Annotated in this window: 25 protein-coding genes and 2 tRNA genes; 11 read left to right on the forward strand and 16 right to left on the reverse strand. The window is 53.1% G+C overall.

Annotated elements, in window-relative coordinates; genetic code table 11:
* The first annotated feature begins 53 nt into the window (after positions 1–53).
* Positions 54–1,874 carry a VWA domain-containing protein gene (locus NM686_RS13325; RefSeq protein WP_255188332.1) on the forward strand — a complete coding sequence of 607 codons (1,821 nt, stop codon included), beginning with the start codon at positions 54–56 and terminating at the stop codon, positions 1,872–1,874.
* 345 nt (positions 1,875–2,219) lie between these two features.
* The gene (locus NM686_RS13330; protein ID WP_255188333.1) at positions 2,220–2,753 is read left to right on the forward strand and encodes a hypothetical protein; all 534 of its coding nucleotides are present in this window, start codon (positions 2,220–2,222) and stop codon (positions 2,751–2,753) included.
* Here NM686_RS13330 and NM686_RS13335 read toward each other — a convergent pair.
* Positions 2,731–3,105: a hypothetical protein gene (locus NM686_RS13335; protein WP_255188334.1), complete on the reverse strand. Its 375-nt coding sequence runs from the start codon at positions 3,103–3,105 to the stop codon at positions 2,731–2,733. The genes NM686_RS13330 and NM686_RS13335 overlap by 23 nt on opposite strands.
* A gap of 165 nt (positions 3,106–3,270) precedes the next feature.
* Between NM686_RS13335 and NM686_RS13340 the strand changes: the two genes are divergently transcribed.
* The 5 genes from NM686_RS13340 (at position 3,271) to NM686_RS21810 (ending at position 7,273) form a co-directional block, all read left to right on the forward strand.
* Complete coding sequence (locus NM686_RS13340; protein WP_255188335.1) at positions 3,271–3,471, forward strand: hypothetical protein; 201 nt, start codon at positions 3,271–3,273, stop codon at positions 3,469–3,471.
* Positions 3,472–3,513: 42 nt separating this feature from the next.
* Complete coding sequence (locus tag NM686_RS13345; RefSeq protein WP_269021798.1) at positions 3,514–3,765, forward strand: hypothetical protein; 252 nt, start codon at positions 3,514–3,516, stop codon at positions 3,763–3,765.
* A complete protein-coding gene (locus NM686_RS13350; RefSeq protein WP_255188337.1) occupies positions 3,726–4,895 on the forward strand; it encodes a DUF4942 domain-containing protein in 1,170 nt (389 codons plus the stop codon). Before NM686_RS13345 ends, NM686_RS13350 begins: the two co-directional genes overlap by 40 nt.
* Positions 4,896–5,027: 132 nt before the next feature.
* Entirely contained in the window at positions 5,028–6,623 is a 1,596-nt protein-coding gene (locus NM686_RS13355) for an ATP-binding protein (protein WP_255188338.1), read from the forward strand.
* Positions 6,624–7,075: 452 nt separating this feature from the next.
* A complete protein-coding gene (locus tag NM686_RS21810; protein WP_255188339.1) occupies positions 7,076–7,273 on the forward strand; it encodes a JAB domain-containing protein in 198 nt (65 codons plus the stop codon).
* A 180-nt stretch (positions 7,274–7,453) separates the two neighbouring features.
* Here NM686_RS21810 and NM686_RS13365 read toward each other — a convergent pair whose 3' ends face one another.
* From NM686_RS13365 to NM686_RS13420, 12 genes are all read right to left on the reverse strand, one after another.
* A complete protein-coding gene (locus NM686_RS13365; RefSeq protein WP_255188340.1) occupies positions 7,454–7,729 on the reverse strand; it encodes a tyrosine-type recombinase/integrase in 276 nt (91 codons plus the stop codon).
* 258 nt (positions 7,730–7,987) lie between these two features.
* Positions 7,988–8,064, reverse strand: a tRNA-Pro gene (locus tag NM686_RS13370).
* Positions 8,065–8,133: 69 nt separating this feature from the next.
* On the reverse strand, positions 8,134–8,487 hold the full coding sequence (locus NM686_RS13375) for a MerR family transcriptional regulator (protein ID WP_255188341.1): 354 nt from the start codon (positions 8,485–8,487) through the stop codon (positions 8,134–8,136).
* Positions 8,471–8,767, reverse strand: coding sequence for an integration host factor subunit alpha (gene ihfA, locus NM686_RS13380; protein ID WP_255188342.1), 297 nt, complete (start codon positions 8,765–8,767; stop codon positions 8,471–8,473). The genes NM686_RS13375 and ihfA overlap by 17 nt, the downstream gene beginning before the upstream one ends.
* A gap of 2 nt (positions 8,768–8,769) precedes the next feature.
* Positions 8,770–11,145 (reverse strand): phenylalanine--tRNA ligase subunit beta, encoded by a 2,376-nt coding sequence (pheT, locus tag NM686_RS13385; RefSeq protein WP_255188343.1) that lies wholly within the window; start codon positions 11,143–11,145, stop codon positions 8,770–8,772.
* 14 nt (positions 11,146–11,159) lie between these two features.
* A complete protein-coding gene (gene pheS / locus NM686_RS13390; protein ID WP_255188344.1) occupies positions 11,160–12,179 on the reverse strand; it encodes a phenylalanine--tRNA ligase subunit alpha in 1,020 nt (339 codons plus the stop codon).
* Positions 12,180–12,309: 130 nt separating this feature from the next.
* Positions 12,310–12,672 carry a 50S ribosomal protein L20 gene (rplT, locus tag NM686_RS13395; protein ID WP_255188345.1) on the reverse strand — a complete coding sequence of 121 codons (363 nt, stop codon included), beginning with the start codon at positions 12,670–12,672 and terminating at the stop codon, positions 12,310–12,312.
* Positions 12,673–12,701: 29 nt separating this feature from the next.
* Entirely contained in the window at positions 12,702–12,899 is a 198-nt protein-coding gene (rpmI, locus tag NM686_RS13400) for a 50S ribosomal protein L35 (RefSeq protein ID WP_255188346.1), read from the reverse strand.
* Between the two features lie 193 nt (positions 12,900–13,092).
* Positions 13,093–13,617 (reverse strand): translation initiation factor IF-3, encoded by a 525-nt coding sequence (gene infC / locus NM686_RS13405; RefSeq protein ID WP_255188604.1) that lies wholly within the window; start codon positions 13,615–13,617, stop codon positions 13,093–13,095.
* Between the two features lie 22 nt (positions 13,618–13,639).
* Complete coding sequence (gene thrS, locus NM686_RS13410) at positions 13,640–15,547, reverse strand: threonine--tRNA ligase (protein WP_255188347.1); 1,908 nt, start codon at positions 15,545–15,547, stop codon at positions 13,640–13,642.
* 47 nt (positions 15,548–15,594) lie between these two features.
* A tRNA-Val gene (locus NM686_RS13415) sits at positions 15,595–15,671 on the reverse strand.
* A gap of 119 nt (positions 15,672–15,790) precedes the next feature.
* Positions 15,791–19,708, reverse strand: a complete 3,918-nt coding sequence (locus tag NM686_RS13420; RefSeq protein WP_269021800.1) for an FAD/FMN-binding oxidoreductase — start codon at positions 19,706–19,708, stop codon at positions 15,791–15,793.
* A gap of 517 nt (positions 19,709–20,225) precedes the next feature.
* Between NM686_RS13420 and mtnA the strand changes: the two genes are divergently transcribed.
* Genes mtnA through NM686_RS13435 form a run of 3 tightly spaced genes read left to right on the forward strand, consistent with a single transcriptional unit; the run spans position 20,226 to position 22,206 of the window.
* Positions 20,226–21,263, forward strand: coding sequence for an S-methyl-5-thioribose-1-phosphate isomerase (gene mtnA, locus NM686_RS13425; RefSeq protein WP_255188349.1), 1,038 nt, complete (start codon positions 20,226–20,228; stop codon positions 21,261–21,263).
* Positions 21,257–22,003, forward strand: a complete 747-nt coding sequence (gene cysZ, locus NM686_RS13430; protein ID WP_255188350.1) for a sulfate transporter CysZ — start codon at positions 21,257–21,259, stop codon at positions 22,001–22,003. Before mtnA ends, cysZ begins: the two co-directional genes overlap by 7 nt.
* Positions 22,000–22,206, forward strand: a complete 207-nt coding sequence (locus tag NM686_RS13435; RefSeq protein ID WP_255188351.1) for a DUF1289 domain-containing protein — start codon at positions 22,000–22,002, stop codon at positions 22,204–22,206. Before cysZ ends, NM686_RS13435 begins: the two co-directional genes overlap by 4 nt.
* Positions 22,207–22,253: 47 nt before the next feature.
* On the opposite strand, the gene NM686_RS13440 is transcribed toward NM686_RS13435, so the two are convergent.
* Positions 22,254–23,057, reverse strand: coding sequence for an arylamine N-acetyltransferase family protein (locus NM686_RS13440; protein ID WP_255188352.1), 804 nt, complete (start codon positions 23,055–23,057; stop codon positions 22,254–22,256).
* A 148-nt stretch (positions 23,058–23,205) separates the two neighbouring features.
* The gene (locus NM686_RS13445) at positions 23,206–23,595 is read right to left on the reverse strand and encodes a lipocalin-like domain-containing protein (protein ID WP_255188353.1); all 390 of its coding nucleotides are present in this window, start codon (positions 23,593–23,595) and stop codon (positions 23,206–23,208) included.
* A 169-nt stretch (positions 23,596–23,764) separates the two neighbouring features.
* Here NM686_RS13445 and NM686_RS13450 point away from each other — a divergent pair, with 169 nt between their 5' ends.
* Complete coding sequence (locus tag NM686_RS13450; protein WP_255188354.1) at positions 23,765–25,177, forward strand: Nramp family divalent metal transporter; 1,413 nt, start codon at positions 23,765–23,767, stop codon at positions 25,175–25,177.
* Between the two features lie 131 nt (positions 25,178–25,308).
* On the opposite strand, the gene NM686_RS13455 is transcribed toward NM686_RS13450, so the two are convergent.
* Positions 25,309–26,808 carry a DUF3592 domain-containing protein gene (locus NM686_RS13455; RefSeq protein WP_255188355.1) on the reverse strand — a complete coding sequence of 500 codons (1,500 nt, stop codon included), beginning with the start codon at positions 26,806–26,808 and terminating at the stop codon, positions 25,309–25,311.
* Between the last annotated feature and the right edge of the window lie 52 nt (positions 26,809–26,860).

Genomic DNA, 26,860 nt, shown 5'->3' on the forward strand with positions numbered 1-26,860 from the left:
GCAAAGTCATGTCCCGCTGGGGCCATGGTTTGCCCCCACAATTGGAGCACACCATGAAAAATAGAACCTTACACAACGCCTTTCCCATCGTTGCGGCGGCCATTGGCAATCGCTTTGGCGTCAAAGTCAGCGTCGGTGGTGAACAAGCTTATACCGATGGCAAATCGATTCAATTGCCGGCCTATGAGGGCGACGATCCGGATTATCAGGATGTCGCCTGGGGTCTGTTAGCGCATGAAGCGGCGCATATTCGCTATTCGGATTTTACGCTGCGCTATGGGCATTCGGTCTTACGTCGGCGGCTTTGCAATGCCATTGAAGATGTCCGCATCGAGCACGAATTGGCCAAAGACTTTCCGGGGACTCGACTGACGATACGTACGGTCATCGAAAAGATGATTGCCAAAGGCGACTTTGTCGCCAGCCGTATCGACGAACATCCAGCTAATATTCTGTACAGCTATGTCTTGAAAAGCTTGCGTGCCAGTGTATTGGGTCAGTCGGCGTTACGGCCGTTGGTCGAGGAAACCGAAATCGCATTGAAGGCAACGTTTCCAAACGGTGCGGTGACGCGGCTGAAAGGCTTGCTGTCCGAAGTACCGGAAGGTTTGCAATCGGAGTCCGATTGCCTGCATTTGACCGATCGCATCCTGACCATGATCGAGGAAGCATTCGAGCAACAACGGCAGCGGAATCAGGCGCAACAATCTGAAAATGAGGAAGGTTCGCCTGAATCGGATGATGCGGATCAAGACGCAGACTCAGAAGATTCGGACGATTCGAATGACCAGGATTCCCAAGATGAAGTGGAACCCGATGAACGATTACCCAACGATACTGACGACAATACGTCTTCAGAACCGGCGGGTAATGATGATTCGAATCCCAAAAATCCTGACGATGAACCGACAACGCCATCCGACAGTTCGACATCCGACCCGCAAGGTGAAGATGAAGAAAACACGGAGATTGCCGATCCGATTGGCATCTTGCAAACCCTATTGTCCGCCGAAGACGCTGACATCGAGCAGGATATATTCGAGTCATTGAAATCGGCGTTGTCGTTGACGGCGGAAAACGTGTCGGAACTGCTGATGCCCAGTGGCCTCGAACCGCCCATGGACGAACGAGCCGGTGCGATTTTACTGCGCAAGGTGCAAGGCGAATCGGGAAAAATCCGTGCCGCGCTGCAAGGCATCGTGCAATCGCAAACCCTGAGCCGCACGCAACATGCCTGTCGTGGTCGGCGGCTGGATGGCAAGCGTTTGCATCGCCTGCCTCTCGGTGAAATCAGGGTATTTCAACGTCAACAGGCGAAAGCGGCACCGAATACGGCGATTCATTTATTACTCGATAAATCCGAAAGCATGGGTTATCAGGTGACAGATAGCCAAGGGCAACCGATTGGATCGCGTATGCCGATTGCGTTGGAAGCGACCTTAGCGCTGGCCTTGGCCTTTGAAGAGATTCCGGGGGTTAATCCCGGCGTCACCGCGTTTCCAGGGCGTCAGGACGATTCGGTCTATCGCTTGCTGGAACATGGTCAACGTGTGAATGCTCGAACCGGTGCCTTTTCGGTAGCCGCCGCCGGCAGTACACCAATGACTGAAGCGATTTGGTTTGGTGTGGCGTCACTGCTGCGATGCAGGGAACCGCGCAAAGTGTTGATGGTGATGACCGATGGTCAGCCCAACGAGTCACTGAGCACACTGGAGTTGTTGCAGCGCTGCCGCGATAGCGGTATTGAAACCGTCGGTGTGGGGTTGGGACTGGATGTCAGTCATCTCTTCCCGGTTGCCATCACCATTAACGATCTTTCAGAGCTGAGAGCGCAATTGTTCGAGCTCTCGAAAGCGGTGTTGTTAGCGGCGTAATCCTCAGTCCGTTATCCGTAGCCCAATCCTTGGCTTAATGCCTTGGATTATGGCTACGGGTAGCTGATTGCAACCGCATATTGTCGAATGCACTCAATTCCTGGAGTCCATTCGACAAGCAGACATTTCATGCGTTCTTTTCGAAGGATGCTGAATCCGACTTCGGTCGGCGTTCCGTCGTTAGGCGGCGAGCACGTTAAACCGTGATCGTGTCGGGTGCGTCAAGCCCGATGTAAAGCGCAGGGGTATGAACTGCTGCAAATCTAAAACCCGCTTCGGGCGACCATCGCCCGGCCGGGTGCTGTTCATTCGAAGTGTTTCTTAAATTTTCAAAGGAGAACTTCAATGAACTTTGTTTTCGGCATCATTATTTTGGCGCTGTTCATCCTCGCCTTGCGGGTAATCTGGGCAACGGCGTTGCAACTGCTGAGCACATTGAAACACGTGTCTCAAATGTTTCGCAGCTATCAAAGCAAGCGCCAAGCACGTAACCGGCTACCGGTCATCATGCCACGTAGCCGCGAGGGCATGGATTGGTTGGCGATATCGGATTCGGTGCGTCAGGAAATTCAGACACGCAATCACGGTGTCAATCGTGAGGATGTCCGACTGGAAGCGCAATTACAGGCGAAGTTAAAAACCATCGAGATCTACGAGGCGGATATTCAAATCGCCAAACTGGAACGGGAGTTATTGAAAATCAAACCAGTGATCGAAAGTCCCGAGCCTGAAGTCAAAAAACCTCGGCGCTCGAAAAAGCAATCGCTTGCGGTTGCTGGTGTAGAAACTCAGAAAGTTCCGCATCAGGTATCCCAATTACGGGCAGCACTGAAAGGCAACGGTTTATCGACGCCAGTCAGTGAGTCTGTCCGCCATTGAAAACCGCAAGCGTCGCGCCGTTTTGTGTTATCACGGTGCGTACTGGCTTAGCCAAGTCAACCGTGGGTTCGTCGAAGCGAAAGCCGTCCGGCAACAGCGACTGGAGATCCTCAAAGGTTTCCCGTCGCAATTGCCGGACATTGCTCAACAACGTCCAGGCTCGCTTCGGATAGTCGATGTTTTGCAACACATCGGCTTCCGCGGCATCCAACTTGGTCAAAATTGTTTTGCAAAGATTTAACGCATTCAGTCTGGGATCGAGTGGTATTGCCATCGGTTTTCGTACTGCTTGCGTACTCTCGGTCTGCTTAGGACTGAGAAAATCAAAAATGCGCAAAATATCGTCAAACATGGCTATTTCTCTGCTTTTTAATGAGTTTTAGTCACCATATACCGATTTTTACGCGAATTCAACCCCGCTGCATGAGCCAGATTTAGGCTTAATGCAGCGTTTTTAACCCTGCAGGAACCTCATCCTGTCGGGTGGTCGCTCCTGCATTTTTTGGAGGACATGACCATGAAAACAATCAACCAACCCAGAGTTGGCACAACCTCTGCCGAAAACAGCACGGTTCGCTATCTGAATCAGTACCGCTGTCCTTACTGCCAAACCGAATGGGAGGATATATGGGATTGCGGCTGTAACGATCGCTGTCCAGACTGCAACAAGGAGATCGAGCCTTATGAAAGCGCATTGATCGAGGGTGAATCGGTGTAAACCGAATCGCCAGTCGAAGACCCCGCCTACGCCAATGTCACGGTGAAGGGTGTAAATCGGCTCTTCGTTGTTTCCTACGAAATCGACTATGTTCACCGCGTGTCGATTGGCATCACCGCGGATAGTCCGGAAACGGCACAACAGATTGCCGAGCAGGCATTCAACGATGCCACCCTTTGGGATGACACCGCCGCCATGCCGTTATCGTTAGCATTCTGGACGATTTGCGCCAGGATCGCCGGGAGGCCGACGATGTGGCGGGCGAGTTTCAACTGCCCCATGAGTTGGCCTTGACGAATGCCTTCATCGATAACGCGGTGTTGATGTTCAATGCCGCGGTCGAAGCAGCGCGACAGGCCGTGGTCAGTGAAGCCCGAGCCAGCCGTTATCGGACCATGCTGGGCAAAACGCTCGGCGAACTGAGCGGTGGCGGTATCAGTAGTGAAGACGACTCGTCATCGGATGCGGTGAAGCGGTCGCTGTTCAAACGTTATCACGATCTGAAGAATCGGGCCTGGGCCAGCATCTTACGCTCGACACAGGTCACTTCGCGCTTGTCATCGGCGGCGCAGAAACGCTTGGAGTCGGATTTCGAAACGGTGAAATCCTTGGAATTTACCGTGTCGAATATCTACGGCTTTCTGCAAGGCATCATCGATCAGCAAGGTGAAATTCAACTGAGCATGGTGTGCGATGTGTTTGATTTGATCACCCGCTATTACAGTGACAATGCAGTGTTTTACATGGGCTGGAAAAGCAATGACAAACATCGCACGCTGGGGATGCGGATCAAAACCACGCGTTTCGTTCTACCAGGGCACAAAGTTGAGTCTTATCATAACAGTCTGAACTGGGAGTCGGAACGTCTGTTAGCGGATTTCGACAAGGTGTTTGCGTTGCTCGATGGTAAGACCGAAGCGGACGTGAGTTTGGTGTCGGTGTTTCGGCAGCATTTTCATGAACTTCGGGCTGGAAAACGGATCAGCGGCAGTTATTTTGACGTTCGCTATTATCCAGGCGTCGGCACCATCCACTTTTTTCCAAAGAGCAAAACCTTGATCGACCGCATGAACCGTTGGGTCGGTCGCCAGCGCCGCTGGTTACCGCCTGTAGATACTCAAGCCGGACAAGGCTTCTGGCAGCAGTTCGAACAGGCAGAATCGTTCGACAGAGCGTTTCACAGCGAAGTGAACAGGCAGTGTCCTCGCAGTAGCCGGCATATCCATTTCGATCCCTTTTGGGCGATCAAGCACGGCGGCGAGTCGGAACGGGAAAGAGGTCATCGTCTGTTAACCCAGGCGATGAGCACGGTACTTGCCAGCCGAGGCATCGATCCCGATGCGGTATTGGAAAACGAACCATCCAGCTTGCTGGAATGGACTGGCTCATTACCATCTTCTACCGACCTGGCTTTGGCATCGTAATCCGGTGTTATACAGGTCTTTAACTTAACCACTGGCCTAGCCAGTACTACCCGCCTCGGGGAGATGATCCGTTCTCCCCGTCGGGGTTGGACTGTGTCGTTTCCTCGGGGCTTTTTTATTTGAGGAACTCACATGAACACCACACAATTATCGGTAAACCCCGAAAAACTGATCAACAACCTACGCTTCAGCTTTACCCAGTCCACCACGGTACTGGGAGAGCTGATGCAAAATGCCCGCCGTGCCGGCGCCACGTTCGTCAGCTTCGAGTATTCGGAAGACGCTCGAACCTTGACGGTGTGTGACGATGGCTGCGGCATTGCCTGTTTGAAAACGTTACTCACCGTAGCTGAGTCCGGCTGGGATGTTGAGGTCATCGAACGGGAACATCCGTTTGGATTGGGATTTTTGTCGGCAATCTTTGCCTGCGATGCCATCAGCGTCGACAGCAAAGGCGGTCGATTTTCGGTGGGTACAGCCAAGCTTTTGGCCTTCCAACCGATTGCGATCGAACCCGCGGACTGGCAAGGCATCACGCGTTTGACGTTGACCCAGTTCAAACCGGAAGCGGATCGGATTGAATCCCAGTTGCGTCGCTTGGCACGGGGATATCCGATTGAGGTGCGCTTTAACGGTGTCAGTCTGGATCGGCCGCGAGCGGTTAACTCAACATTACCGTTCATCAAGACCGAACTGGGTGAGCTGTATTTGTATGGTTTGTCCCAGGGCGAAGACTGGTTACGACAGTCGGAGTATTTTCATCTGTATCTGCAAGGCTTGCCGGTCTATCACAGTCATCACGAACGAGACCCCGGTCATGTGATCCATTTGGATTCAAGCCGGTTTTTCGCGCGGTTGCCGGATCGGGATAAGTTGATTGATGAAGCACAGGTGATAGCCGAGGTTAAGCAGGTTCTGCAACGGGAAGCCAGGCAACGCCTGGAAGCGATCAAGCACCAGCTGTCGGCGGTGGCGTTTGTACAGGGCTACAACGCACTGAAAACCTACCGCTGCCTGGATTTACTGAATGACGTACCGTTATTGCCCCAACAGGTATTGGCGATTATTCAGGACTATCCGATCAAGGAAGGTTGCAGCAATGTGAATTTGACAGCGGTTTCACAACCGGTCAGTCGAAGCGATGTGGAAAACGGCCTTGTCAAAGTCGCCGACCTGGATGATCTCGATGAGGTCGGTGCGCTACGCTGGATGTTTGCTTGGCACAGGGATTATCGGGTGTTTCGGCCGGGGTTGGATGCCAGGCATTGGCTGTTTTCGTACCTGGTCGATTTGAACGCGCCGGTCATCACCCTAGACATCGTCAACGAAACGCACCGCGCGTTTTTTGAAGGGCAATGGGTGAGTGGTCAGGCGGTATTTTGTGAAAAATACCGGTTAACCCTGAATGGCGAGTCTGTTGACATCGATCACGATGCCGTCTATGACGAGGATCAGGACTGCTTCATCGTACCCAGTCGGGAGACATCCGGATTGGTGGTTTGCCAGGCATCGTCCTACTACGACGAATGGGATACGTTCATGGAATCCGCCAAGGAAGCCGATGAATGGGATTTTCATAACTTCGTGGTGGCCAATACGGCTGACAAACCAGCGGACGCATTGCAACGACTGTTGCCGACCTTTAACAGTTGTCCGGCGCTGTTTTCCAGGACCTTTCAAATCGTGCTCGGCAATGATGGCGATGTCGTCACCGTTGCGGAAATGTAGTCGAAACCCAATTGGCAATGGCTGCGGCTGTGTTAGCCCGTGGCTATTGGCGGGTTTTCTGGCGAACGACCGCTTAACAAGCACGCATTCCAAAACACCTGACGCAGTAATGTCGCCAGCTTAAGCGTCTTTAGTGAAATGTGCTCTGCCGACGGTCAACGTCTGCAGGCATCGCTAACGACGCTTTGAACATTTTTGACAACCCTTCCGGAGAAAGTCCACCCCGGAAGGGGACGGCTTTCTCCAAATTTTTTAGATTACGGGAGAAAGCCCATGTTATTCATTCGAGGAACCAATAATCGTTACCGTATGGCCGATGAACAGGATGTCATCTTCGAGACGATTCAGATCTACAACCGCACGTTCAGTCGAGGCGAAACCTTGACTAGTCCGGACAAGGCGAAGGACTGTATCAAATTGAAATTGGCGCCATACGAGCACGAAGTATTTGTGTGTCTGTTCTTGACAATCAACACCGCATCATCGCTTGCGATGAATTATTCCGGGGTACGATTGATGGCGCTAGCGTGTACCCGCGCGAAGTCGTCAAAGCGGCGCTGTACTATAATGCGGCGGCGCTAATCATGGCCCATTTTGTGGCGCGCCACAAAATGGGCCTTATGTGCCCCGTTAATTTATGTGCCTGTTAGCTGCGACGCTAAGACAATTCAGGGGTTTCATTTCGGATTTGGACACATAACGCTCCAGACATCAAAACGGAGAATGGCTGCTCTCATCTCAGAGGGATGGTTGTTTCGTCTACCCCAAAATCTGGGCGGTCAAAATCATCACCAATACCGCCCCTATAAAAAGCACAGACTATAAGGAGGTCAGCCAGGCCAACATTCCAACATCGTCTTGCCTCGCAGGTTTGCGTGCCCGGCACCCACGTTTGCTACAACCGGTTCGCAGAGTTCCAAAGCGTCAGCCTTCGTGCGGATGGTGATTTCAGCATATCTGTTGGTCGTGTTCAGACTGACGTGCCCCAACCATCCCCTGATAACATTTACCTCGACACCCGCCTCCAGCAGATGGACTGCAAGGGTATGGCAGAATATGTGAGGAGTGATTCTAATCTGAGACGGGGCTTTGCCGAAGCTTCCCAAGGTTTCGACTTGCTCAATCTGAATTGATTAGCTGTAGATTGGGAAAGTTTTCGAGGGAAACTTAGTCTGGACGAGATAGGTTATGTATCAATTCAATTCCGCCGTCAGAAACGACTTCACCGAATTGGAAGCATCAAGGACAAAACATGCTGCACTGTTCGGGATACAAGGCAGAGAAAAATGTATCCCGGAATGTATCCCGAAAATCAAAAAATGCGAACGATCAATTTACAGGCTTCTATAACTTATTGATTTAATTGGTCGGGACGGCGGGATTTGAACCCACGACCACTTGCCCCCCAGACAAGTGCGCTACCAGGCTGCGCTACGCCCCGATGAAGAATGGTATGATTTTTGTCGAGATCAACAAAGAGATGCAATCATACCATATTGCAAGGAAAATGTTACTTCAAAAGTTCCAAAATATCCTCTAACTCACCTATCATTTGGTGTATCAACTGCTTTGTGCGCAGGGAATCTTCCTTGGCGTGATCGCTTGCCAAATGCGCCCGGGCACCGCCTATGGTGTAGCCTTGCTCATATAACAAGGCGCGTATCTGCCGAATCAGCAGAACATCGTGCCGTTGGTAATAACGGCGATTGCCTCGCCGCTTGACCGGGCTCAGTTCACTGAATTCCTGTTCCCAGTAACGCAGGACGTGTGGTTTGACGCCACACAAATCACTGACCTCACCGATAGTGAAATATCTTTTTGCCGGTATGACCGGCAATTCATTATTATTACTGGGTTCCAGCATAGGCTTCTACTCGAGCTTTTAGTTTTTGGCCGGTTCTAAATGTCACGACGCGGCGAGGCGTAATCGGAATTTCCTCGCCCGTTTTCGGGTTACGCCCGGGGCGCCCGCTTTTATCGCGTAATTCGAATTTGCCGAAACCGGAGATTTTGACTTGTTCGCCGCATTCAAGCGAGCGTTTGATTTCTTCAAAAAACAGCTCGACGATTTCTTTGGCTTCACGTTTATTCAAACCGAGATCTTCGAACAGTTTTTCAGCAATATCTGCTTTGGTTAATGCCACAATCACTCCCTCAATTTTGCATCTAGTTGTGCCGACAATTTTTCCAGCAACCTGCGAAATATAGCATCAATTTCAGAGTCAGTGAGCGTTTGCGCGAAATCTTGCAACACAAGACTCAACGCGACACTTTTAAAACCCTCTTCTATGCCCTTGCCTTGATAAACATCGAATATAGACACGTCCCGCACCGACGCTTCTCGACTGCTTTCAATGCAATCCAGAATTTGCTTGGCCGAAATTTCCTGCCGAACCAATAAGGCCACATCTCTACGTACGGATGGAAATTTAGACAACGGCGCAAATTTAGGCACCTCGCGTTGCAAAATTTTATCCTGAATCAATTCAAACAGAAAAACAGGACCATCGAAACCTAGCTGCTTTTCCAGATTAGGATGCAACATGCCAATCAAGCCGACAAAATCCGCGTTAGCGTCAACGATTTCAGCCGTCTGTCCTGGATGTAATGCGGGGTGTTGCGACGGCTGAAAACTCAAACCACTGCCAGACAAAGCCAGCAACGCTTCCACATCGGCTTTCACATCAAAAAAGTCGATGTCTCTGCTCTTTTCACCCCATTGCTCGGCGTAAGCGCTACCTAAAGCCAGACCGGCCAGCATTTTTTGTTGCAGTGTCTCGCCATTGTGCCGAATGAAACGCAAACCTGTTTCAAACAAACGCACGCGTGTTTGTTGGCGATTGACGTTGTACAGCGCGGCATCCAACAAACCGCTCCACAATGTCGTACGCATTACCGCCAATTCCGAAGAAATCGGGTTTTGTAGACGAATGAACTCGTCATTCGGCGCCACGGCCTTTTGCATGGCTTCGTCGACAAAACTATACGTAATTGCTTCCTGATAGCCCCTGTCGACCAGGCAATCCTGCAATCTTGCCATCGGCAGCAAGGCTTCGGTGGCGTTTCCCAGTTTGGTACGCATCATTAGCGTGCGCGTGGGCAAATTGTCATAGCCTACGATACGACCGACCTCTTCCAGTAGATCTTCTTCGATTGCGATATCGAAACGAAAACCGGGTGGGGTGATTTCCCAGCCATCGGCGGATTCGATGACCTGCATGCCCAGACCTTGGAATAGACTGCTAATTTCTGCGTTCGATCGTGTAATGCCGAGTAGTTTTTCCAGACGTTGTTTGCGCAACTTGACCGGCTGCCGTGCCGGCAAATGCGTTTCGCAGACGACCGCATTGATTGGACCAACACTGCCGCCGGCGATTTCGACGATCAGCTGCGTGGCCCGCTCGATTGCGCGTTGCTGCAAGGTAAAATCGACGCCACGCTCGAAACGGTGCGACGAATCGGTATGCAAACCAAAACCCCGCGCCTTGCCGGCAATGCTGCGCGGCGTGAAAAATGCGCATTCCAGGAAAATGTCCTGCGTGCTGTCGGACACGGCGCTGGCACTGCCGCCCATCACGCCGGCCAGGGCCAGGGCTTGTTTCTGGTCGGCGATGACCAAGGCTTCGCCGACCAGCTCGATGGTCTGATCGTTCAACAAAGCCAGGCTTTCACCTTTACGGCTGTTGCGAACCACGATGGGCGCTGCCAATTTGGCGGCGTCGAAGGCGTGCAAGGGCTGGCCCAGCTCCAACAACACATAATTGGTGACATCGACCACCGGGCTCAGACTACGAATCCCCGAACGGCGCAGGCGTTCCTGCATCCATAATGGCGTTTGCGCGTTTTGATCGATGCCTTTGATCAAACGACCTAGATAAACCGGACAGGCTTCGGGCGCTTCGACCTTGATTTCCAAGGTCTCTTGATGAACGACCGCTGCCGGTTCGACAGCAAGGTTCTGGAACGCCAGCTTATTCAACACAGCCGCTTCACGAGCCACGCCTTCGACGCTCAAACAATCCGCCCGATTCGGCGTCAAACCCAGTTCGATGACATTATCGTTCAACATCAAATAATTGCGAATGTCCGTGCCGACAGGCGCATCGTCGGGCAATTCCATCAAGCCGCTGGAACTCGTCGCCAAGCCCAATTCGGTTTCAGAGCACAGCATGCCGAATGACAATTCGCCGCGCAGCTTGGATTGCTTGATCTTGAAATCGCCCGGCAAGACCGCGCCAATGAGAGCGGCGGGAATTTTCAGCCCCGGACGCACATTGCTGGCGCCGCAGACGATTTGCAAAGGCTCCGCTTGGCCGACATTGACCTGGCAAACCCTAAGTTTGTCAGCATTCGGATGTTGCTCGGTGCTGAGCACCTGCCCCACCACGACGCCGCCGAACTCGGCCGCAACGGGCGTTACCGCATCGACCTCCAAACCGGCCATAGTCAATTGGGCGACCAATTGTTCTGTGTTGACGGGTGGATTGATCAGTTCCCTCAACCACGCTTCACTTACTTGCATGACTCAAACCACTCTCATTTAAACTGTTGCAGGAATTTGAGATCGTTCTCGAAGAACATTCTCAAATCGTTGATGCCGTAGCGCATCATCGCCAGGCGCTCGACGCCCGTGCCGAAGGCGAAGCCGGAATAACGCTCGTGATCGATGCCGACCGATTTGAAGACTTCCGGATGTATCATGCCGCAGCCGCCGACTTCCAGCCAGCCGGTCTGTTTGCAAACCCGGCAGCCCTTGCCGTCGCACATCACGCAAGAAACGTCGAATTCGGCGGAAGGTTCGGTAAATGGAAAATAAGACGGGCGGAAACGCACATTCACGTCTTTTTCGAAAAAGGCGCGTAAAAATTCGAAAATCACCCCTTTCAGATCGCCGAAACTGACGTCGGTATCGACCAGAAAGCCTTCGACCTGATGAAACATCGGCGAATGAGTCATGTCCGAGTCGCAACGATACACACGGCCTGGCGCGATGACTTTCAGTGGAGGTTCGGAGGATTCCATGACCCTGATCTGCACCGGCGAGGTATGGGTTCTAAGCACGGTATGCGCATCGAAATAGAAGGTGTCGTGCATCGCCCGCGCAGGATGATGCTCGGGAATGTTCAATGCACCAAAATTATGATAGTCGTCTTCGATTTCGGGACCTTCGGCGATGTCGAAACCGGCGTCGGCAAAAATTTTGCCGATGCGGCGCATCGTTACGGTGACGGGATGGAGGCCGGCGATGGCTTGGCCTCTGCCCGGTAACGTCACGTCAATACGCTCCGCCGCCAGTCGCGCTTGCAATGCCGCCGACTCCAGGTTTTGCTTGCGACTATCCAGGGCTTCCTGAAAACTGTTTTTTGCGGTGTTGATGACTTGGCCAACGCTTTTGCGCTGTTCGGGATCAAGTTTTCCCAGTTCCTTCATCTGTTCGGTAAACAAACCTTTTTTACCGAGGTAATGAACTCTGGCCTGATCCAGCTCGGACAGGTCTTTGGCGTCCGCAAGCGCTTGTAATGCCTGCGTAAGAATTTCTTCGATACTAGCCGACACGACTCAGCTCACTTTGTTGAATGGGGGGATGACACGGCGGACATTTTTTCTGTAGGCCGCTCGAAAAACTCCCCGCATGAGCGGGGAGTCAATTTCTTCCAGTTGCCGTGAAACCGGCAAGCAATAGCTATTAAGGCTTGCTTTGGTTGGCAATGGCGATCTTGGCGATTTCGCCGAACGCTTCGATATCGCGCACGGCCAAATCGGCCAGCACTTTACGATCGATCGCCACGTTGGCTTTGTTCAAGCCATTGATCATACGGCTATAAGAAATGCCGAATTGACGTGCGGCAGCGTTGATACGCACGATCCACAGGGCACGAAATTGGCGTTTTTTCTGTTTACGGTCGCGATAGGCATATTGACCGGCCTTGATGACGGCTTGTTTCGCTACGCGATAAACCCGGCTACGGGCACCATAATAGCCTTTTGCCAGCTTTAAAATCTTTTTGTGTCTTGCTCTAGCGGTGACGCCGCGTTTTACTCTAGCCATGTTCTACTCTCTTCAATAACGGTGACAAATCAACTGTACGGCAGCATGCGTGCTACCAATGGCGTATCTGAAGGATGCAGGATGGCTGTTTTACGCAGTTGTCTTTTACGTTTGGTGGTTTTTTTGGTCAGGATATGACGCTTGTGCGATTGCTTGCACTTGAATCCACCTGAACCGGTTTTCTTGAAGCGCTTGCCTGCGCCGCTATGGCTTTTCAATTTTGGCATTTGTTTTCTCCAATGATTAAAGTTAAGTCCCTGAGATAAAACCCAGTGAGGCAAAATGCTTGGCCCCATTGAATTTTTGGCGTAAATCCGCCAATAGACGCTTCATCCTGAAGCGCCAGTTGTTTAACGAAACAACTAAAATTTATCGGGTCAGCCTTCGGCGTAACCCGAATTATCTAGGATTAGGATGGTCTTATTTTTTCTTTTTAGGTCCCATGACCATGACCATTTGCCGGCCTTCCAGCTTGGGAAATTGCTCGACGGCGGCGATTTCTTCCAGGTCGGTTTCGATGCGCTTCAACAGATCCATGCCCAATTCACGATGACTCAACTCGCGCCCTTTGAAGCGCACAGTGATTTTGGTCTTGTCACCCTCGTTCAGGAATTTGATCAAGCTGCGCAATTTGACCTGGTAGTCACCTTCTTCGGTGCCTGGCCTGAATTTGATTTCCTTGATCTGGATTTGCTTCTGCTTTTTCTTGGCGGCTTGCAGTTTTTTGTTTTGTTCAAACTGGTATTTGCCGTAATCCATGACTTTACAAACCGGCGGATCCGCGTTGGGCGAAATCTCGACCAAGTCCATGCTTGCATCATAAGCAGTTTGTAATGCTTCGGCGATCGAAACAACCCCGACTTGTTCCCCTTCGGCACCTATCAAGCGAACCCGTCTGGCGGTGATTTCGTCGTTTAGGCGCGTTGCATCTTTTTTAGAGCTGATACCCTAATCCTCCAAGTTGTTATTATTTTCTGTCCGCAATCTCGGTTTTCAAGCGTTCGATCAACTCGTTGACTGCCAGACTCCCCAGGTCTTCACCTTTTTGGGTGCGAACTGCTACGGTTTGATTTTCCATTTCTTTGTCACCGATAATCAAAAGATATGGCACACGCTGCATGGAATGCTCACGGATTTTAAAGCCTATCTTCTCATTTCTCAAGTCAATTTTGACTCTAATGCCCTGTTTTTCCAGTTCTCGCCTAACCTGCTCCGCGTAATCGGACTGGCGATCGGTGATATTCATCACCATGGCTTGAACCGGAGCCAGCCACAGCGGGAAATTCCCCGCATGCTGCTCGATCAAGATACCAATGAATCGCTCCAACGAACCCAGTATGGCCCGATGCAACATCACCGGCACGTGACGTGCGCTGTCTTCGCCGATATACGAGGCGCCCAAGCGGTCCGGCATCGAAAAATCGACCTGTATCGTACCGCATTGCCAGACCCGGCCAATGCAATCCTTCAAGGAAAACTCGATCTTCGGCCCGTAAAACGCGCCCTCGCCCGGCTGCAAATCCCAAGCCAGCCCCTTGTTATTCAGCGCCAATTCCAAGGCATTCTCGGCCTTATCCCAAACCTCATCACTACCTACGCGATTTTCCGGCCGAGTAGACAATTTGATGATGACATCCTCGAAACCAAAATCCTTGTAAACCTCGAACAACAAATCGATGAAGGTCGATACTTCGGACTGGATTTGGTCTTCGGTACAGAAAATATGCGCATCATCCTGCACGAAGTTACGAACCCGCATCAAACCATGCAAAGTACCCGACGGCTCGTTGCGATGGCAAGAGCCGAACTCCGCCAACCGTACCGGCAAATCGCGATAACTCTTGATGCCTTGATTGTAAATCTGAACATGACAAGGACAGTTCATCGGCTTGACCGCATAATCGCGATTTTCCGAATGCGTGGTGAACATCATCGCACTAAACTTATCCCAGTGACCGGACTTTTCCCACAAACTGCGATCGACCACTTGCGGCGTTCTCACTTCGCCGTAGCCATTGACCCGCAATTTTTCCCGGACATATTGCTCGACCTGTTGATAAACCGCCCAACCCTTGTCGTGCCAGAATACCATGCCCGGCGCTTCTTCCTGGGTATGGAACAAATCCAGCGCCTTGCCGATTTTACGGTGATCCCGCTTTTCGGCTTCCTCCAGGCGATGCAGGTACTCGGCCAAGTCTTTTTTATCCGTCCAAGCGGTGCCATAAATACGCTGCAACATTTCGTTGTTGGAGTCGCCGCGCCAATAGGCACCAGCAATCTTCATCAACTTGAAGGCTTTCAACTTGCCGGTACTCGGCACGTGCGGACCACGGCACAAGTCGGTGAATTCGCCTTGAGTATAAAGCGACAGATCTTCGTTGGCCGGAATCGAGGCAATGATTTCGGCCTTGTATTTTTCACCCATGCCTTCGAAAAACTTGACCGCCTCGTCGCGCGACATCACGGAGCGATTGATCGCCATATCTTGCGCCGCCAGTTCCTGCATTTTGTTTTCAATGGAGATTAAATCGTCGGGCGTAAACGAGCGCTCGAAGGAAATGTCGTAGTAGAAGCCGTTTTCGATGACAGGACCGATAGTAATCTGGGCAGCAGGAAATAATTGTTTGACGGCTTGCGCCAATAGATGAGCAGTGGAATGCCGTATGATGTCTACACCTTCTTCATCTTTGACGGTGATGATCTGCAAAGCCGCATCATCTTCAATGAGCGTACTGGCATCAACCAGTTTGCCGTCAACCTTGCCAGCCAAGGTGGCTTTAGCCAAACCGGAACCGATTGATTTGGCGACATCCATTACGGTGACGGCTTGTTCGAATTGACGCTGAGAACCGTCGGGAAGAATAATTACTGGCATTTTCGATTCCACAATAAAAAAAGCACCGACGAGCGGTGCTTTATGTTTGGTAGGCGCGAGTGGACTCGAACCACCGACCCCCACCATGTCAAGGTGGTGCTCTAACCAACTGAGCTACGCGCCTGCAGTCTGTCGTTCGATTTGGTCATTATACCGTCGTTTATCGGTTTTGCAAGCGTTTTATTTGAAAACCACAAACAATCTTCGTTTCGCATGACTTCGGCAAGATCCAAAGGCTAGCCATCAAACCAGAACGCGCTCTATGCCCCCACGGGAAGCTTTCTTGATGTAGTCCTTCATCCAGTCCTTGCCGAGCACATGCTTGGCAATTTCCACGACGATGTAATCCACTTCCAAGTCATCGACCTCGCCCTTATACCTTTGCAAACCCTGCAAACAAGACGGGCACGAGGTCAGTACCTTGACAGGTCCCTGATAACCCTCGCTTTTGAGCCGATCGGCATCGTTGCGCAACTCTTCCGCCTTGCGAAAACGAATCTGCGTGGAAATATCCGGACGCGCTACCGCCAAGGTGCCGGATTCGCCGCAACAGCGCTCAGACTTGATGACATTGCTTCCCATCAAACTGGAGACGGTTTGCAACGGATCTTGCAGCTTCATCGGTGTATGACACGGATCATGATAGACATAGCGGTCTCCGCTGACGCCATCCAGTTTCACCCCTTTTTCCAATAGATACTCATGAATATCGATCAAGCGGCAACCCGGGAAAATCTTGTCGAACTCGTAATCCAGCAATTGATCCATGCAGGTGCCGCAACTGACGACGACGGTCTTGATATCCAGATAATTCAAGGTATTGGCCACCCGATGAAACAACACCCGATTATCGGTCGTGATTTCTTGTGCCTTGTCCAATTGGCCGGCCGCCCGCTGCGGAAAACCGCAGCACAGATAACCGGGCGGCAACACGGTTTGCACTCCAATTTCATACAGCATGGCCTGCGTCGCCAGACCGACTTGCGAAAACAAGCGCTCGGAACCGCAACCGGGGAAATAAAACACCGCCTCGGAATCGGTTTGCGTCTTGTTGCGGTCGCGGATGATAGGCACGATTTCGTCGCTCTCGATGCCCAATAAGGCCCGCGCGGTCTTGTTCGGCAGTTTACCTGGCATTTTTCGATTGGTGAAATGAATCACGTACTCGCGCAACTCCGGACGACCGGTCGAGGACGGCGGATGAGCCAGTTGCGCCCTACCCCATGGCCGCAGGAAAAAACTGCCCAGTCGCTGCGCCTTATATGACCATTCGATCAATAGCTTACGCATCAGCTTGACACTGCTGGGGCGTCCGGTTGACAAGAACGCAATCGCCGCGGCTTTGACCGGGTTAAAGCTTTGCTTACCCATCTTGCGCAGCAAATTGCGCATGTTCATCGATACATTGCCAAAGTCGATGTCGACCGGGCACGGGCTATAGCATTTATGACAGACCGTGCAATGATCGGCCACATCCTCGAATTCCTTCCAATGCGTAATCGATACACCGCGGCGGGTTTGTTCCTCGTACAAAAAGGCCTCGATCAACAACGAGGTAGCCAAGATTTTGTTACGCGGCGAATACAGCAGATTCGCGCGCGGCACATGCGTCGAACACACGGGCTTGCACTTACCGCAGCGCAGGCAATCCTTCACCGAATCCGAAATCGCGCCGATGTCGCTTTGCTGCATGATCAGCGACTCGAAACCCATCAAACTGAACGACGTCGTGTATGCCTTGCGGAGGTCGGCGCCCGGCATCAGCTTGCCGCGATTGAATCTGCCTTCCGGATCGATTTGTTCTTTATAGGCGTGAAAACTCGCCAGCTCTTCGCGACTTAAAAACTCGTATTTGGTGATGCCGATGCCATGCTCGCCGGAGATGACTCCGCCCAGGGAGCGCGCCAGCGCCATGATGCGCGCCACGGCCTGATTGGCTTCCTGCAGCATCTCGTAATGATCGGAGTTGACCGGCAAATTGGTATGCACATTACCGTCGCCGGCATGCATGTGCAGCGCCACGAAGACCCGGCTGCGCAATACTTCTTTATGAATGGCTTCGATGCGTTCGACGACCGGGCGAAAATTGTCGCCGACGAAAATTTCCTTTAAGCGCGGCAGCAATTCCTGCTTCCAGGAAACGCGCACGGAATGATCTTGTAGACGATGGAATACGCTGGGTTGCTCGGCCTTGTTGGTTAACTCGCCGACTTGAATGCCATAGTCGCCAAACAGGGTTTCGGCCTGCAGCAACGGCATATCCAGGTTGTCATACAACCACTGCCAGCGCTGCCGGACCTTGTCGACGGCCTCCTGCGCCAGGTTTCGCCTGTCCCAAATGATGGCGTTTTTGTTATCGTCGCCCTCGAAAAAGCGCAGTGGCAAATCGCCTTGCAAAAATTCGCTGAGTGCATAGCAAAGGCGTAATTTGTTGCGCAGCGACAGCTCAATATTGATACGCTCGATACCGTCGCAGTAATCGCCCATGCGCGGCAACGGAATCACCACGTCTTCGTTGATCTTGAAGGCGTTGGTATGCTTGGCGATCGCGGCGGTCCGCGCCCGATCTGCCCAGAAGCGCTTGCGCGTTTCCGCGCTGACGGCAATGAATCCCTCCGCGCCGCGCGCGTTGCACAGCCGCACTACTTCCGACGCGGCCCAGGCCACTTGATTGTCGTCATCGCCGACGATGTCGCCGATCAAGACCATTTTGGGCCTACCGTGCTGTTTGGCCTTGCTGGCATAGCCGACGGCTTTCACATAACGTTCGTCGAGATGCTCCAAGCCCGCCAACATGACCCGCTCCGGTCCGTTTTTGGCCAACGACGCCAGATAATCGCGTATTTCGACGATAGCCGGCACCGCTTCGCGCACTTGTCCGTAAAACTCCAGACAGAAGGTACGGGTATGCGGCGGCATCTTGTGCAAAATCCAGCGCGCCGACGTGATGATGCCGTCACAACCTTCCTTTTGAATACCCGGCAAACCGCCAAGGAATTTGTCGGTCACATCCTTGCCCAGCTCCCCTTTGCGAAATAATGCGCCCGGCATGATTAATTGCTCTTCGGACAACAGTTTTTTGCCTTTGGCGTCGAAACGTTTCAACGCAAACGTCACTTGTTCCTGATCGTGTATCTTGCCCAGGTTGTGATGGATACGTTCGACTTCCAGCCAATTGCCGTCCGGCGTCACCATGCGCCACGACAACAAATTATCCAGCGCGGTCCCCCACAACACCGCTTTTTTGCCACCGGCATTCATCGCGATATTGCCGCCGACGCAAGATGCATCGGCCGACGTTGGATCGCAGGCAAACACCAGCCCGGCATTTTCTGCCACGTCCATCACCCGCCGCGTCACGACGCCAGCCCCGGTATGAATCGTTGCGTAAGACTGATCGACGCCGGGTAATTGACTATCGGGTTCGACCTGGCCAATCTGAATCAGTTTTTCGGTATTGATCACCGCGGAAAATGGCGTCAAAGGCACCGCACCACCGGTGTAACCGGTGCCGCCGCCGCGCGGAATGATGGTCAAGCCCAGCTTGATGCAGTCGCGCACCAAGTGTCCGACCTCCTCTTCATTGCAAGGATAAAGCACCACGAAGGGATACTCGACGCGCCAGTCGGTGGCATCGGTGACATGAGACACGCGGGCAAAGCCATCGAAGCAGATATTGTCTTTGCGAGTATGCTTGGACAACAAAGCCAACGCTTTGCGGCGCATGTCACGGGTACGATCGAAATGCGCTGCAAACGCATCGACCGCTTGTCGCGCCGCCTCGATTAGCAACGCCACACGCTTGGCGCGTTCGGGATATTCGACTTCATGCTCGTGATGCCGCTTTTCCATCTGCCGCAAGCGGTGGCGCAAAGCCTCCAGCAGCGCTTTGCGGCGCTTGCGATTATCGAGTAAATCGTCTTCCAGATACGGGTTGCGCTGAACCGCCCAAATATCGCCCAACACTTCGAACAACATCCGGGCCGAGCGTCCCGTGATGCGTTCATCGCGCAACGAATTCAAGATATGCCAGTTTTCTTCGCCCAGCAGGCGAATGACGATTTCGCGGTCGGAAAACGACGTATAGTTATAAGGAATTTCGCGCAACCGAACCGGCTCCGCGTCGGAAAAAAGGACGGGCTTTGCTAAATCCACAGACATCCGGGTTCATGATGTGGTTGATGATACAGGCATTGTATCATCGGCAAACCGGCGAAAATACCTCAAACTGCCGGGTAGATTTCGCCAGCAGGCCGCGAAACGCCGGCCTGCAATCCGGTACCGTGACCCAACGTCGAAACTCAAACCTATGCTCGTAGCATGCAGGAGAGCATCGATAATACCCCTCTGCAAAGACAGAGCATGGCGCGAACGCTGGCAAATTTGCAGTAAATGCTTTCGACCAGATTGCGTTTTGGATATCGCAGAAACTTTCGATACTGGAGTGGGAAAGCTTTAGCCTTTCCAAGACCAGAGCCTTCGGCCCTAACTCAGACTGACGCAATAGCTGAAGCTATTGCACTCCATCACTGCAATGCTTTAAATAAACTGGCTGAAGCGATCCTAGCAAGGAAGCCAAGAACAAGCGGAAAGGCACGTATAATACTCATCATGAATACCGGCCTTAATCCGTGCCTGTTTCGCCATCAACCTTTGCAACTCGCCCTTGGAATCACGCATGACCGCAGCCTCGAATTTTTCCGTACAAGCCCTGCAATGGACGGGCCATAGCTTAAAAGTGCTGGACCAGCGCCAGCTACCGGAAACCATCGCTTACGATGACTATCAAGACGCCGCCGGCGTTACCGAGGCCATCGCCTCGATGCAGGTACGCGGTGCGCCCGCCATCGGCATTGCCGCCGCTTACGGCGTGGTGCTGTCCGCGATGCGCCATTATCCCGGCGGCGACTGGCAAACCAGAGTCGCGCAAGACATCGAGCAATTGGCCGCTTCCCGGCCGACCGCCGTGAATCTGTTCTGGGCACTGGACAAAATGCGCGCGCTGCTGGCGGCGCAACCGGCCGATCCGATTGCCGCCTTGACTCAACTGGCCAAACAAATCCATGCCGACGACTTGGCTGCCAATCTGGCGATGGGCGAGCGCGGCGCCGACATCATCGGCGAGGCCAAGGCCGTGCTGACGCACTGCAACGCCGGCGCCTTAGCAACCGGTGGCTATGGCACGGCCCTGGGCGTGATTCGCAGCCTGCACAAACGCGGCCGCCTGCAAAACGTTTACGCCGATGAAACCCGCCCCTGGCTGCAAGGCGCGCGCCTGACGGTATGGGAACTGGCGCAGGACGGCATCCCGGCCACGCTGATTGCCGATTCGGCCGCCGCCTGGCTGATGAAATCCGGCAAAATCGACTGGATCATCGTCGGCGCCGACCGCATCACCGCCAACGGCGACGTCGCCAACAAGATCGGCACGTATTCGCTGGCGGTGTTAGCCAAACAGCATGGCGTCAAAGTCATGGTCGCGGCGCCCTCCTCCACCTTCGATTTCAGCCTGGAGAACGGCGATAGCATCGAGATCGAAGAACGCAACCCCAAGGAACTGTTGGCTGAGTGCTATTTGCACGATGGTTCGCTGGTCAACGCCTGGAATCCCGTATTCGACGTCACACCGGCCGCATTGATCAGCGCCATCGTTACTGAACGCGGCGCCGTGATCGATCCCGGCAAACACGGCGTAAGGAGCTTACAGACATGTTAAATCTCAATAAGGGCAACAATCCGTTGTTCGCACTGAACTGCCTGGTGCAAGGCATCAAATTGCTGCCGCATCCGTCCTTGCGCAAATATCTGTTGATACCGTTTTTCATCAATATCGTGCTGTATACCGGCGCTTTCGTGCTGGGCTATCACTCGGTATCGGCACTGATCCACCAGTTCATTCCAGACTGGTTGTCGTGGTTGAGCTGGATATTGTGGCCATTGTTTTTCGTCAGCTTTCTGGTGGTAGGCTTTTTCACCTTCACGCTGCTCGCCAACCTGATCGCTGCGCCCTATTACAGCCAGTTGTCGGCCAAGGCTCTGCAAATCGTCACCGGGCAGCCAGATCAAGCTGTAACGGAAGCGCCATGGGACAAGATATTTCTCGGCGAATTGCGCCGTATCGGCTACTTGCTGGCTCGTATCCTGCCGTTGCTGCTGTTGTTCGTGATTCCGGTAGTCAATCTGATTGCCCCGGTGGTGTGGGCATTGTTCGCCGCCTGGGGCGTTGCGATGGAATTCATGGCCTATCCGCTAGAATGCCGCGGCCTGCCGTTTCCTGAACAAAAACGTTTTTTACAGCAAACCCGTTTGGGTTCGCTTTGTTTCGGTGGCGTAATCGGTATGGCCTTGACGCTTCCCCTGGTTAATTTGCTGATTGGCCAGGCAGCCGTGATCGGCGCGACCCTGTATGTTCATCAACTTTCTGAATCCAACGCAAACACAGAGCAAACATCATGAAATTCAGCCCCTGTATCGACCAATGCACCAAAGACGGCACGCATTGCCAAGGCTGCGGCCGTTCCCATGAAGAAATCGCCGGCACCAAGCAAATCGTGCAGTCCGCCGTGGCCTTCATCCGCGAACAACAATACGACAACCCCGAGGAGTTCGTCGCCGCGATCAGCAAAAGCATTTTGAAGAAACTGCAAAAAACGGATTGACCCTCATCCACTCCCACGCGCCAGCGTGGAAATCGACGCCAGAATGGCTAAGCCAGTCCCAAATAACTGGCGATACCGCTTAATTCGGCATCGCTGGCGGCAATGCGAAAATCGTCGCGGACCAGTGCGTTCAAGTGTTCGGCGGTTTCGACGATCGTACTGATCCGCTCGCCGGCGCGAAACTCGGTAAAGGTGGTGTTGTAGAGGTGAATGCGGCCAAAATCGGTATTACGGCACAATAGCAGGTTCTGTGACAATGGCGATTGCTCCCAGGTGGAGCACAAAACGTTGGCGGCATCCAGATCGCAGCGCCTCACCGCAGCCCGGTCAAAGCTGTACAGCGAAAACCAGTCACCGTCTTGCCGTCGCTCGAGCACGCTTTCACCACTGTCTGCTTCGTAGCGGATGCGAAACACATCGTCCTCCTGAGATTGTTCTTGTTCCGTATCCATTCGTAGCGGATGGTAGTGGCTCGGCCCGCCGAAACCGGCATCCACTAGCCAGTGTTCTCCTTCTGCCTCGACGATATAAGCCAGATGGTGTCGTGGGCCGCCCTCGCCGCGCCCCATCCTCACCCGGGCCAGAATGGGCTGGTACTCAAAGCCTAATTCATCGAGCGCCAATCCCAACAAGCCGTTCAATTCGAAACAATAGCCGCCACGCCCCTTGTCGATGATTTTTTCCGTCAAGGCCGGTGGCTCCAGATCCGGCAAGACGCCCAGCAAGGGATTGATGTTTTCGAAGGCAACAGCGTTGAGTTGAGCCTGCTGCAATAGCGCCAAGCCCTCAGCGCTCGGTTCGGGTTTAGCCAGACCAATACGGTCCAAATAGTCGTTTAATTTGAAAGCCATGCCGCCAAGTATAAAAGATTTGCACAGGACACCCCCAATCAAGCAAAAGGCTGAGCTTCATCGCATTCAGGACAATCCGCCCGCCACGACAGCCCTGGGATCTTGATCCATGCAGTGCGCAAACCCAGTTGCGCACTGCGGAAGTGCGTTATTTTTTGGTCATGAAATAGTAAACGGTCTGACACTTCAGAACCATTTGGTTGCCGGTTTTTTCGATGGCTTCGCAGGTTTCCATTTTGGAGCGACCGGGTGCCGCCTGCTTGACCAGCTTGCCGTCTTGAATGGAATAATTCAGCACCGCTTTGAGACTATCGAGCCGCGCGTGGGAGTCCGATTCCTGAGTGAAGCCCTCTATGGTTCCATCTTGTTTGATGGTCCAGGTTGAATTTGAGCTTCTCGCATTGCTGCCGTCACTGTTTGCGGATTCCTTGTCGATTTGCCAGGTTCCAATCAATTCGGCTTGAGTCAGCTTGACTTCCGCGGTCGCGGAAAAAGATAAAAACATCAGGCCCACAATGGATAGTTTGTTGATTTGCATGAGAAAGACCTTGTTGATGGTGTGGAAAAATTGGATTGTAACACAGCGACGCCAATAACCCTGTTTACGAGCGCTGGCGAACCGAATCATCCTCGCGCCAGATACACCGTTTCGCTGGCATGGAATCGCAATAGCCCGGATAATGCACGATTTTTTGCTTGAACTCGACATGAACATCGCGGATTTGAATCAACTTTCCCGCCGCCGCGTGCCCGCGTTTCCCGGCTGGTGGGCCGCACTCGGCCCTGGCGTGGTCTGGATGGCTTTGGCGCAAGGTAGCGGCGAATTGATCTGGTGGCCGTATATGGTGGCCAAATACGGTCTGACTTTCTTATGGCTACTGGCACCGGCCTGCTTGCTGCAATATCCTTTGAACCTGGAAATCGGCCGTTACACGATGCTGACTGGCGAGAGCATATTCCATGGTTTCATTCGTCTGAATCGCTATTTCGGCATTTTCCTATGGCTGTTGATGAGCGTGTCTTTTCTGTGGTTTGGTGCCTTTGCTTCGGCTGGCGGCACGGCGATGGCGGAATTGACGCACTGGCCGGAAGACTGGAGCCAGCGAGGACAAAGCCTGTTTTGGGGCTATGCCTCGATTGCAATATTTTTGCTCGCTATTCTGGCCAGCGGCGTGGTCTACACACTGATCGAACGCTTCATGAAGCTGGTTGCCATCGTCACCGTGGTCGGCTTGCTGTCGGCCTGCATGCAGAAGGATGTGCTGGCCACATTGCCGACCTTTGCCCAGGGCTTGCTCGGCCCGGTCGGCGACATGCCAAGACCGTGGGATGCGGCGGATTCCAGTAAATTGCTGACCGCGATCACCTTTGCCGGCCTCGGCGGCTTCTGGATTCTGTTTTATTCCTACTGGCTGCGCGACAAGGGCGCGGCGATGGCTGGCCTGGTCGGTCGCATCACGGGTCTTGGCGGCGCCGAGGAAGCGGTGCTCAGCGACGGCTTTCTGCCCAACGACGATAGCGAAAGCGCACAAAACTGGGCCATCTGGCGCCGCTTCTTGAGCGCGGACATCCTGGTCGGCATTATCGGCAACCTGCTCACCACCTTGATGACCTGCCTGCTAGCCTTCGCCTTGTTGTTCCCTAAAGGCTTGCTGCCGCAGGAATATGAACTGGCGGTGGTACAAAGCCAGTTTTTCGCTGTCAGCTGGGGAGAAATCGGCAGACTGTTGTTTCTAGTAGTCGCGGCGGCGTTTTTGACCGACACCTGGCTGGCCACCGCCGATGCAGTCAGCCGGATACAAGCCGACATCGTATTGACGCTATTCCCCAAAGCTCGTCGCCTACCGGCACGCAAGTGGTATTACATTTTCCTCGGGCTATTGACCCTGATCACGTCGTTCACGATGCAACTGGACGCCCCTGGCCCGCTCATCTTGACCAGCGCATTGATTGGCTTCATCGGCACGATCATTTTCCCCGTGGCGCTTTATCTACTCAATCATAAAGTGCTGCCGCCGCATTTGCCCGGCTGGGCCCGCCCCAAACACAAACCCTGGCTGCTGGGTGTAAGTTTCATCGTGTATTTGATATTGGCGACTTTATATGTCGTCAACGCTTAGGCCACGGTGGGCCCTTCGGCCATTTACGAATACTCTGTTGGCCACGGAGATAGGCAATGCCGTCGGCTCCTACCCGAGACTTCACAGATTTTCTGTCACCGGCAATCTCCATGTCTGGCAAGGTATCGCCATCAATCCCGACCCATTAACCAGGCCGGGATCAGCACAATCAATGTCAACCCACCCATCAACATAGGTAATAGCCACAGCTCTAAAAACAAATCGGGACGGGCATTTTCCGGATTCGTTGCATCATAAAATACCGTCAAGCTATCTCCGACTTTGAACGCGCCGTAAGGCTCGGCGCCGTCACTCTCAAGACGCAAGATCCGTCCTTGACCGACGCGATATTCCACCACCAGCGAAGGCAATCTATCGTTTTTGATTTCGACGACACGGCCTTGCGCGCGTTCGGCGGCATAGGTAAACCATAACGCTTTGAAACACAGCACAGCCGTCAGCAGCAGAAACGGTAAAACCACGATCATATAACCCCACCGCATGCCTTGCCGATGGAGGCGCCTCAAGCGTTGCAAGTCCGCCGAATCGCCCCGCCATTCTGCCTGAAAACGCTCGGGGCTGGCATGCAAACCGTCATTTGCTTGCGAATTCTTATCAGTTTGATTTTCCAGCTTTTTCAGCAAGGCACGAAAGCCATTGCCCGGCTGCATGTTTTCGCTGAAACACAAAATCGTTCGACCCTGCGCATCACGGACGACATACCTATCCAGCGCGGATGACTGCGTGGAAACGCGCCTGCCAGTTGTTTGCTCCATGGCATTGACATTTTCCAGTTCGAGGGCGGCTACGGCAGACCACGGTACCCGTTTCACGCAGAACAAACTACTATCGATCAAGCCGCTCCGACTTTGGTAAACGGCCCGGCTGAAGGTTTCCCCGGCCTGATAAAACAGTAAAACCGCAACGACCACCACGGCGGCGATCAGCAAAAAAGCCTGCAGTGGATCATCGTAAAGGCTTTGTAGCGCCAGCGGCAGCAATACGCCAGTCAGCAACAGCAATAACAAAGCCCAAAAAATAACGCTTTTCCGGTTTTCCCCAGTCTCCCGTATCACCACCGGCTCAAATTCGTCAAACCCTACCCGTTGCGGCGCGGCGGGCGTAGGCACCCAAGCGCCGTTCATCCAGGTGACATCCTCGCCCCATGTCGCTTGCCTGAGCCAGCGCCAAAATCCCAGGCAAATCAACGCCACGCCGGCATAACCAAACACCGGCAACCACAGCACCGGAAAACTCAAAAACGCCAACTCATCCGGCTTTTGCGGGTTTTGCACGATTTCGATCTCATCCATCAGATCATCCCAGAGATAAGGGCTACGCGGCAACAGTATGCAGGTTCTGTCATTCTCGTGCGGATAACAGGATTCCGGCACGGCCCGAGGCGGCAAGGACTCAAAAAATGACTGAGCCACTTCCAGCTCGATGGTCTCCTCGTGCGCCAGGCTACTGATATAGGCGGTCTGCCGCGGCCAGGACAGATACATTTCGATATTCCGATAACTGAGCGCCATCACGCGATACAGGATCAGGGCGAGCAATAACACCAGGCCGAACGCCAGAAACTGCTTCAGATGCCGGGTGATGCGTAGGCGTGGAAATTCTTGAATCATGTAACCCCCTGTCGCTCGGCTTAGAATCGTGCCGGTGAGCCGAAATTATGTC

It is taken from the genome of Methylomonas rapida (assembly GCF_024360925.2).
GTDB classification, from domain to species: Bacteria; Pseudomonadota; Gammaproteobacteria; order Methylococcales; family Methylomonadaceae; genus Methylomonas; species Methylomonas rapida.